General features: G+C 32.7%; 12 protein-coding genes. All 12 read left to right on the forward strand.

Annotated elements, in window-relative coordinates; genetic code table 11:
• Positions 1-208 precede the first annotated feature (208 nt).
• Complete coding sequence (locus J6L95_RS07230) at positions 209-2,263, forward strand: penicillin-binding transpeptidase domain-containing protein (protein WP_287458601.1); 2,055 nt, start codon at positions 209-211, stop codon at positions 2,261-2,263.
• Between the two features lie 197 nt (positions 2,264-2,460).
• Positions 2,461-2,610 (forward strand): 50S ribosomal protein L33, encoded by a 150-nt coding sequence (rpmG, locus tag J6L95_RS07235; RefSeq protein WP_029070498.1) that lies wholly within the window; start codon positions 2,461-2,463, stop codon positions 2,608-2,610.
• 35 nt (positions 2,611-2,645) lie between these two features.
• The gene (locus J6L95_RS07240) at positions 2,646-3,275 is read left to right on the forward strand and encodes an MBL fold metallo-hydrolase (RefSeq protein WP_287458602.1); all 630 of its coding nucleotides are present in this window, start codon (positions 2,646-2,648) and stop codon (positions 3,273-3,275) included.
• A 92-nt stretch (positions 3,276-3,367) separates the two neighbouring features.
• Entirely contained in the window at positions 3,368-3,994 is a 627-nt protein-coding gene (locus J6L95_RS07245; protein ID WP_287458603.1) for a DUF4230 domain-containing protein, read from the forward strand.
• Positions 3,995-4,155: 161 nt separating this feature from the next.
• Positions 4,156-5,142 carry an ATPase, T2SS/T4P/T4SS family gene (locus J6L95_RS07250; protein ID WP_287458604.1) on the forward strand — a complete coding sequence of 329 codons (987 nt, stop codon included), beginning with the start codon at positions 4,156-4,158 and terminating at the stop codon, positions 5,140-5,142.
• On the forward strand, positions 5,135-6,133 hold the full coding sequence (locus tag J6L95_RS07255) for a type II secretion system F family protein (protein ID WP_287458605.1): 999 nt from the start codon (positions 5,135-5,137) through the stop codon (positions 6,131-6,133). Before J6L95_RS07250 ends, J6L95_RS07255 begins: the two co-directional genes overlap by 8 nt.
• 14 nt (positions 6,134-6,147) lie before the next feature.
• Complete coding sequence (locus J6L95_RS07260; RefSeq protein WP_029070802.1) at positions 6,148-6,453, forward strand: competence type IV pilus major pilin ComGC; 306 nt, start codon at positions 6,148-6,150, stop codon at positions 6,451-6,453.
• The gene (locus J6L95_RS07265; protein ID WP_029073113.1) at positions 6,443-6,847 is read left to right on the forward strand and encodes a prepilin-type N-terminal cleavage/methylation domain-containing protein; all 405 of its coding nucleotides are present in this window, start codon (positions 6,443-6,445) and stop codon (positions 6,845-6,847) included. Before J6L95_RS07260 ends, J6L95_RS07265 begins: the two co-directional genes overlap by 11 nt.
• Before the next feature lie 4 nt (positions 6,848-6,851).
• Entirely contained in the window at positions 6,852-7,040 is a 189-nt protein-coding gene (locus tag J6L95_RS07270; protein ID WP_029073112.1) for a hypothetical protein, read from the forward strand.
• 47 nt (positions 7,041-7,087) lie between these two features.
• On the forward strand, positions 7,088-7,441 hold the full coding sequence (locus J6L95_RS07275) for a competence type IV pilus minor pilin ComGF (RefSeq protein ID WP_051550747.1): 354 nt from the start codon (positions 7,088-7,090) through the stop codon (positions 7,439-7,441).
• Positions 7,419-7,796 (forward strand): hypothetical protein, encoded by a 378-nt coding sequence (locus J6L95_RS07280; protein ID WP_287458606.1) that lies wholly within the window; start codon positions 7,419-7,421, stop codon positions 7,794-7,796. Before J6L95_RS07275 ends, J6L95_RS07280 begins: the two co-directional genes overlap by 23 nt.
• A 97-nt stretch (positions 7,797-7,893) precedes the next feature.
• Positions 7,894-8,451, forward strand: coding sequence for an elongation factor P (gene efp / locus J6L95_RS07285; protein WP_029070799.1), 558 nt, complete (start codon positions 7,894-7,896; stop codon positions 8,449-8,451).
• Positions 8,452-8,596 lie beyond the last annotated feature (145 nt).

Genomic DNA, 8,596 nt, shown 5'->3' on the forward strand with positions numbered 1-8,596 from the left:
ATAATTGTTCTTGTAATTAGGTGTATTTGTATTGTTATTTTTCATAGCCTAATTATATCAAAAAAGGTGGCATTCCTCATCACTTATGAGGATGCCACCATTTTTTATTTGAGTGCTGTATTTATTTCGTTACAGCTTCTTTTGTCTTTTCTTAAAGATTGATTTCATATCAAACTTAGGTATAATAGATAAGAGCGAGGTGGTAGGTTTGTTTAATAAAACACCCATTCATTTTCATGGACAACGTGAAATTAAATTAGAAAAACGAAAAAATCTAGAACAGCTGATGCAGAAGCGTTTAAAGATTATGATGATTGTCATTATTGTCATTGGTCTTATCTTCAGTTTGAAGCTTTTTTCTACGCAGATCAGGCAAAAGGACTATTATGATGCTAAACTGACGCAGTACAATACCAATACTTTTCAGGTAGATGCCCAGCGTGGTGAAATAATGGATCGTAATTATAAGCCGCTTGTACAAAACAAGACTGTCATTTGTGCGACTTATTATGCTGTTAAAGGCATCAAGGATGAAGAGATTGACGCAATGACAAAGTTCTTGATGAAAAATGTGAATGTAGATATTTCTGAAGTCACTACAAGACAGAAGAAAGACTTTCTTATAATGAAAGATGAGAAATATGTTACATCATTGATTCCAAAGAAAGAACTCAATGCTATCAAGGGATCAGATAGTGAAAAGAGTGACTTAACTCGTTTGCAGCTACATTATATTACAGATGATATTCTAAAGAAGAAATTATCTGATAATGATATCAAGTACTATAAGATATTCTATGCGATTAAGTCTTGTACTTCTGGGTCTTCAGTTGTGCTATCTGATATTTCTATCAAGGAAGCAAGTATCATTGGAGAACACAGTGATCTGTTAAGAGGAATTCAGGTAACAAGTGATTGGGAACGTAAGACAACAGATAAGATTTTAAAGAGAACTCTTGGTAATCTTACAACACGTAAACAGGGGCTTCCTTCTACTAAAAAGGATGAACTGATTGCCCTTGATTATACCAATGATGCAAGAGTAGGGACTTCAGGTATTGAAGGTCAATATGAAGATATTCTTAAAGGGGTCAGCTCAACATATTCTATATCTTATGACTCCAATGGAACACCTACAGTCAAACTAAGTCAGGAAGGTACCAACGGTGCCAATATTCAGCTGACAATTGATTGGGATCTACAGAAGAAGATTTCTGATTATATTGACAAAGAACTTCTTGCTCATCGTAGTGAACCATTTAATGATCATATCTACTGTATTCTAGAAGATCCTACAACGGGTGATATTATCGCCATGGTTGGTAGAGAAATTGATCAGAAGACAGGAAAGATTACTGACTATTCAGCTGGTAACTATTTAAGTGCTTATCGTATTGGTTCTACAATGAAGTCTGCAGTTATTTATACTGCCTTCAAGAATAAAGTTATTAAAGCTAACCATTATGAAGATGATACACCACAAGGTTTAAAGATTGCTGGTACTAAGACGAAGTATTCTTGGAAAAAAGGATTGGGTCATCTTAATGAAGTTTCAGCATTGGCTTATTCATCAAATATCTGGATGATGCAGGTCATCATTAAATTAGCTGGTGGCAAGTATCAATACAATAAGCCATTGAAGATCAATAAGGATGCCTTTACAAAATTACGTAATGGTGCCGGTGAATTAGGACTTGGTGTCAAGACTGGCATCGATGTCGATAATGAAGCATTAGGATATCGTGGTAATGCTCAGAATGCTGGTAATCTGCTTGACTTCTCAATCGGTCAGTATGATACCTATACAAATATGCAGTTAGCAACTTATGCTACTACACTAGCCAATATGGGGGTTAAGATTACACCTCATCTATATAAGAGCTCATTTACTTATGATGACGATGGCAACATTGTTACCTTGGATACATATCAGAAGAAGATTGTCGATGACATGAGTGATCAAAAGACAGCCTTTAAACAGATCAGAGCTGGTATGAAAGCTGTTATTGATTATGGTACTGTATCTGGTCAATTCAAAGGTTTCCCATATCAGGTTGCGGCTAAGACAGGTACTGCCGAAGACTATACACATTCAGGCAATACCGATTATCCAAACCACTTGCTGATTGGTTATTCAAGTGTTGATAATCCACAGATTGTATGTACAGTTATGGTAGAAAGACAGAAGAATAACAACTCTGCACCATCGGTATGGAAATATGCGGTATCACAGTATTTTGAGAAATATGGCTATAAGAAATAGAAGACCTTTTTAAAGGTCTTCTTTCTTTTTAAAAATATTTACTTGAACATGTAATTTACTCTTGTTTAACGGCTATCTACAATTTATAATATGCATGTGTATTATGTCTTCATTAAGATAAAAACACGTAAAAAGGACTAGCAATTTCTTAAGTGATATGTTAGTATATAAAAGCAAGTTTAACAGGAGGTGTTAAAATGAGAGAAAACGTAACTTATAAATGTACAGTATGTGGTGAAGAAAACTATATTGGTACTAAGAATAAGAGAGAACATCCTGAAAGACAGGAAATCAAAAAGTATTGTCCAAGATGTCAGAAGAAAACAGTTCACAAGGAAAAGAAATAAGCCTAATGGCTTATTTTTTTATAGGGTAAAGCAAAATGATTCAAACACTTCAAAATGGTATTATGGATGTCAATACGTACATTGTATCCAATGATAAAGAATTGATTGTTATTGATCCAGGGGAACAGGTGGATCTTATTTCAGAGATTATTGACAACTCTCAACTTACTTTTATTGGTATTCTTATTACACATGGACATTTTGATCATATTGCAGGAATTGATCCATTAGTAGAACGTTATAATGTGCCTGTCTACACATCAGCTCGCAATAAGATCATCATACATAATTCAGAATTGAATCTTTCAGATATGATGACTTCTCCGTTTGTACCTGAGGCACCTTTAACGACAACGACACCTCATATGAGTTTGGGTTCATTTGAAATAGATGTTATTGATGCTTCTGGTCATACATTTGGAGATGAAGCATTCTATATTAAAAGTGAGAATGCGTTATTTACCGGTGATGCATTGTTTAAGGGCTGTGTAGGCCGCCATGACTTTCCAACATCTTCCTTGGGCTTTTTAAAGAAGACAATCAGGAGAATAAGAGATCTTCCATTTGATGCAGATATTTATCCTGGTCATGGAGAAAAGACAACGTTATCTTATGAACGTGAACATAATTATTATATTAAAAACATAGATTGGAATGGCTATTGATGTCATTCCTTTTTTATTTTCAAATAATGGACTGGCAGAGCGATTTATTAATGATATATTTTTGTTATATTACAGGTTATGAGGATGAATGTATGAGTAAGAAACAAAAAAAATCTAATATCAAATTTTATATCAAGATAGCCATTTACGTAGCTATTTTGATTACTGGAACACTCTTTTCAAAACCGATTGTACATTTTTTTACCCAAATGTTTAAAGCGGAAACTACTACAATACAGAAGGTTACAAAAATTGGATTTGAGGATATTGGTGAACTGGCAACTGAATCAGCGTATGTGACAACTGTATCTGTTACAGATAAATCAAGAAAGATTTTCGATATTACAATACCATTAACTGAATCTAAAATAATCTATAGCTATGATTCTATTATCAAGGCTGGATATAACTTCAATGATATTAAATGGAATATTGATAATGAAAAGAAAACAATAAAAGTCTCTTTTCCGAAAATGATCATTATCAGTAATGATCTAGATGAAAAAAGTTTAAAGGTTTATCATGAAGACGAAAGTATCTTTACTAATGTCACTATGAAAGAAAGCAATAAAGCACGCATCAAGATGAAACAGAAAGCTTTGAAAAATGCCCTCGCTAATGGTTTTGAAGCACGTGCTAGGAAAAACGCTGAAGTTATTATAAAGAGTTTCTTTAAACAGCAGTATAAAGATTATAAATATCAAATAGATTGGAGATAACATGATTAAGAAGATCGTTATTGGGATTGTCATCCTTGTTGTATTATTTTATATGGCATTAATATTTACTAGATAAAACAATTCAGATTTTTCTGAATTGTTTTTATTTTTTATGAGAAAAAACACCCATTATCAAGAATATAATAATAGGAGATGATTTTATGGATGAATTATTTGAAACTCTGATCTATAAGGCATTGAAAAATGAAGCAACAGATATTCATATGAAATTAAAGAAAGACTTATCGATTTATTATCGTATTTATGGACAGTTAAGGCACTATCAGACTTATGATAAACAATTAGGAGAAAGGATCATGAATTATATAAAATATAAGTCCTTTATCAACGTAAACTATCGTCTGATGCCTCAGACAGGTTCTTTTAATTATTATATTAGTGATCATATCTACTTTCTTCGTGTTTCTTATCTTCCAGGCATTGATTTTGAAAGCATAGTTATAAGAATATTGAATAATCATGAAAAAATAACAATCAATGAATTATCAGAAGTAGGAGATTATTCAAGATTTCTCAATGAAATATGTCATAAGCATTCTGGTCTATTTCTTGTAAGTGGAGCTACTGGAAGCGGGAAGTCGACAACGCTTTATGCACTTCTTGATCGTATTATTGAAATGGGTGGAAAGAATGTCATTACGCTTGAAGATCCTATTGAAATGATCAAGGATCACTGTCTACAGATTCAAATTAATGAATCATTAGGCATTACGTACTTTGATACACTAAGACAAATATTAAGACATGATCCTGATGTTATCATGATTGGAGAAATTCGTGATGAAAAGACTGCTGCATTAGCAGTGACATGCGCATTAACGGGACATCTTGTATTAAGTACAATCCACGCTTCATCTGCATTGCTTGTCATTAAGCGATTATTAAATATGAAAGTGAGTCTTTCAGACCTGCAGGATATTCTGATTGGTATTGCTTCTCAAAAAATTAAATATGATGAAAAAAAGCACAAGGTCATTCTTTTACCAGAGATATTAACGAAAAAAGAAATAGATGTCTTTCTTCATGATCATGAAGTAAAATATCATACTTTCAAAGAGAATGCTTTGATGCTTGTTAATAAGAAACATTATGATCGTTATCTTTTTGAGGAAGAACTGAATGGATAAAGATTATTTCTTTTTAAGAACCTTTTATATGTTATTAAAACAGGGTTATGGACTAGAAGAAACCTTACTGATCTGTGAGGATATCACACGTTTTCCTTATGTAGATACCATGATAGATCAAATGAAAATAGGAATGGATGTCAAAGAGATTATTATGGAAGCACCACTGCCTACATTGTTTCTTGAATTCTTTGACTTCTTCTCAGAACGTTTTACTCTTGCTTTAGCAATTAAGAACAGTCTTGATATTTGTGATCATGTAAAAGAAATAAAGAAGCAGCTACGCAAGGATATGACTTATCCATTGATGTTAATTGTATTTATGATTGGTTTTTCTATCTTTGCGACAACTATTTTGTTTCCAAAAGTATCAATGCTTTTTGATTCTTTTTCAGTTGAACGTCCTTTCTTGTTAATTGTAATGATCTATATCATGAAAATGATTCCTATTCTATTTATAGTTTCATTTATTGTGATAACGTTTCTGTTTCTTTATCTTCTTTATGCCCTGAAGAATAAGAAGTATCTGATTATTGAACAGTATCTTAAAATCAAAGGCATCAACGTTCTTTTGCAGAAGTATTTTACATTAAAGTTTGCGGTGTATTTTAATGAGTTATTAAAGGATCATATTGATGCACATTCAATCATGAAATTGCTTAATGAGAAGATGAATCACAGTGATATTAAGATTATGATCTATGAAATATATACGAAAATGAACAATGGTCTATCGTTTGAAGAAGGGATGTACAATCTCGAATATTTTGATCCACTGTTTATACTGATGTATAAGCTTTTTTTACAGAGTCCTCAAGATGTAAAATCACTGCAGGGGTATATAGATTTAACTTTGGAATGGGTTCATGTACGTATCAATAAAATGGTCAAGATTGTTGTTCCAGCAGTCTATAGTTTCGTTGCGATATTTGTGATTTCAATCTATCTTGCGGCTGTATTGCCACTTATGAATATAATTGGAGATCTTTAAAGGAGGTAGCTTTTATGAAAAGAAATATGGGCTTTACACTTATTGAACTGATTTTTTGTTTATCGATAATCCTTGTTATCTTATTGTTGGTTATACCTTATGTAACAAGCAAAAATGATATTGTTAAAAATAAGAGCTGCAAGGCGCAGATCGAAGTTGTCAACTCGCAGATTATCTTATATGAAATAGAACATGAACAGTTGCCAACAAGCATCAGTCAATTGACATCTGGCAGCAAGCCTTATCTAACAGAAAAACAGGCGACTTGTCCTAATGGCAAATCAATCTATATAAGTGATGGACAGGCCTATGTTAAATAGAAAAGGGTTTACCCTTGTAGAAATGCTGCTGAGTTTATCAGTAATACTAATCCTATCAGCATTTGGCTTTACTTGTCGACTTCCAAAGGTGAGTGATGATGAACAGCTGAACTTGATTGTCAATGTACTTACCTACGCGAGGATGCATGCAAGCACAAAAAAAGAAACCACCGATGTAGATGTTTCAGATAAATCACTGCATATCTATAGTGAACATATGAACCGTGAAATTCATTTAGGACAGGGCTATCGCTTTTTAGCATGTCATCATTTCAGCTACAATAATACCGGAAGAATCAAGCATGCCAAAACCATAAAGCTAGAAACGCCTCATAAGCGCTATGATTTTATTTTTCAATTAGGATCAGGTACTTTTTATGTGGAAGAACAATAGGGGAATGACACTCATTGAAGCATTGTTTGCTTTTTCTATCTATGTTACTTTGATTATCTTCTTTGTGTCATTATTGACCATTCAAAATAGAAGTATGTATAAGATCAAAGAGAACAGGAAAGAAAATCAGAAAATTGAATTAAAAAGCAGGGGAGATGATCCAAAATCAGATCTCGTAGAGGATTTACGTTAATCGAAGTGCTCCTTTCTTTATCAATAACATTATTGATAGTCGTCAATATGACTTCCATCTTGCATCTTGTAAAAATAAAGAAAGCTGATCATGACTTTGATATTTCCATTGGTGTAAAACAGGTGAGTGAGTACCTGCTTGCAGGGGATATTAAAGAAGTAAATGATCAGCTGATCTATGAAGATGAAGATAAAGAGAAAAACATCATCGAATATGACAATCATCGACTTGTAAAAAGACCAGGCTATGAAACACTGATTACCAATATTGATTGTGCTAACTTCTATGTTAAAAACAACTATATCTATTTAGGACTAGAAAGAAATCATCATTCTTATACTTATCTTATCGGCAACTTGTATCATGGGGAGAAAAGCGATGAAGAAACTACGCAACAATAATGGCAGTATTCTACAGATTGTACTGATCATCTTTTTGGTACTGCTACATTTTATTCTTTTCATATCAATGATTGTTCGTAGCACGATACTTCTTTATGGACAAGAAAAGATTTTAAATCAAAGAAGATTAGTAGAAATTGAACTTGTTTATTTCTTTAAGAAAACAATGGCTACAGATATGCTTTTATCTGGAACAATACGTAATAATGAAGAATCTATTCATTATACAGTTGATAATATGGGAGATTACTATCTCATTGAATCACAGATTAAGCTTAAATCAGGTCAATATACGCTTTATCTTGAAATCTATGTGGATGATCAAAGAGTAAAAAAACTGAAGTATAAGGCCTAATTGATTATATTCTTCATCTTTCTTGAATAAGGCTTTTACATTAAGGCATTATTTTGCTATAATGTCTACGGTAAAAACTTGAAAGGAGATCATTACGATGATTAATGTTGGTGATTTAAGACCTGGAATGACTTTCCAGCTTGACGGAAATTTATTTGTAGTATTAGAATACTCTCATAACAAGACTGCAAGAGCAGCTGCAAATATTCGTGTTAAAATGAAGAATATGAGAACTGGAACAACTACTGAAACTACTTTCGGTAACAGTGAAAAAGTTGCAAGAGCACATATCGAAAAGAGAAAAATGCAGTACTTATATGACAATGGTGGTATGTTAGTATTCATGGATACTGAAACATATGATCAGATTGAAATTTCATCTGAAAACTTAACTTGGGAAATGAACTTCATGAAAGAATCTGATGAAGTTGAAATTACTCAGTTCGAAGGTGAAGTATTAGGTGTAGCTTTACCAGTCAATGTTCCATTCAAGATCATTGAAGCAGAACCTGCAGTTAAAGGTGATACTGCAACAGGTGCTACTAAGAACGCTGTAATTGAAACTGGATTCTCTATCAGAGTTCCTTTATTCATCAGTGAAGGTGAAACTGTTATTGTTAACACAACTGACGGTAAATATGTAGGAAGAGCTTAATCATAAGCTCTTTCGTATTATAGAACTAGAAGTTATTCAAGTAATAATTCTAGTTTTTTATTTTATCTAGAAGTGATATCATATCACTGAAGAGAAGTTAATCATTATAACTTGAGACATCCATAAGGTAAGCTCGTAAACAACG

Origin of the sequence: Kandleria sp., assembly GCF_017934775.1 — a bacterium.
Taxonomy (GTDB): domain Bacteria; phylum Bacillota_I; class Bacilli_A; order Erysipelotrichales; family Coprobacillaceae; genus Kandleria; species Kandleria vitulina.

Excerpts from the sequence above, each read along its gene's own strand:
- efp (WP_029070799.1), top strand. The coding sequence starts at position 7,894 with ATGATTAATGTTGGTGATTTAAGACCTGGAATGACTTTCCAGCTTGAC.
- J6L95_RS07280 (WP_287458606.1), top strand. The coding sequence starts at position 7,419 with ATGAAGAAACTACGCAACAATAATGGCAGTATTCTACAGATTGTACTG.
- J6L95_RS07250 (WP_287458604.1), top strand. The coding sequence starts at position 4,156 with ATGGATGAATTATTTGAAACTCTGATCTATAAGGCATTGAAAAATGAA.
- J6L95_RS07260 (WP_029070802.1), top strand. The coding sequence starts at position 6,148 with ATGAAAAGAAATATGGGCTTTACACTTATTGAACTGATTTTTTGTTTA.
- rpmG (WP_029070498.1), top strand. The coding sequence starts at position 2,461 with ATGAGAGAAAACGTAACTTATAAATGTACAGTATGTGGTGAAGAAAAC.
- J6L95_RS07245 (WP_287458603.1), top strand. The coding sequence starts at position 3,368 with ATGAGTAAGAAACAAAAAAAATCTAATATCAAATTTTATATCAAGATA.
- J6L95_RS07270 (WP_029073112.1), top strand. The coding sequence starts at position 6,852 with ATGACACTCATTGAAGCATTGTTTGCTTTTTCTATCTATGTTACTTTG.
- J6L95_RS07265 (WP_029073113.1), top strand. The coding sequence starts at position 6,443 with ATGTTAAATAGAAAAGGGTTTACCCTTGTAGAAATGCTGCTGAGTTTA.
- J6L95_RS07255 (WP_287458605.1), top strand. The coding sequence starts at position 5,135 with ATGGATAAAGATTATTTCTTTTTAAGAACCTTTTATATGTTATTAAAA.
- J6L95_RS07240 (WP_287458602.1), top strand. The coding sequence starts at position 2,646 with ATGATTCAAACACTTCAAAATGGTATTATGGATGTCAATACGTACATT.
- J6L95_RS07275 (WP_051550747.1), top strand. The coding sequence starts at position 7,088 with ATGACTTCCATCTTGCATCTTGTAAAAATAAAGAAAGCTGATCATGAC.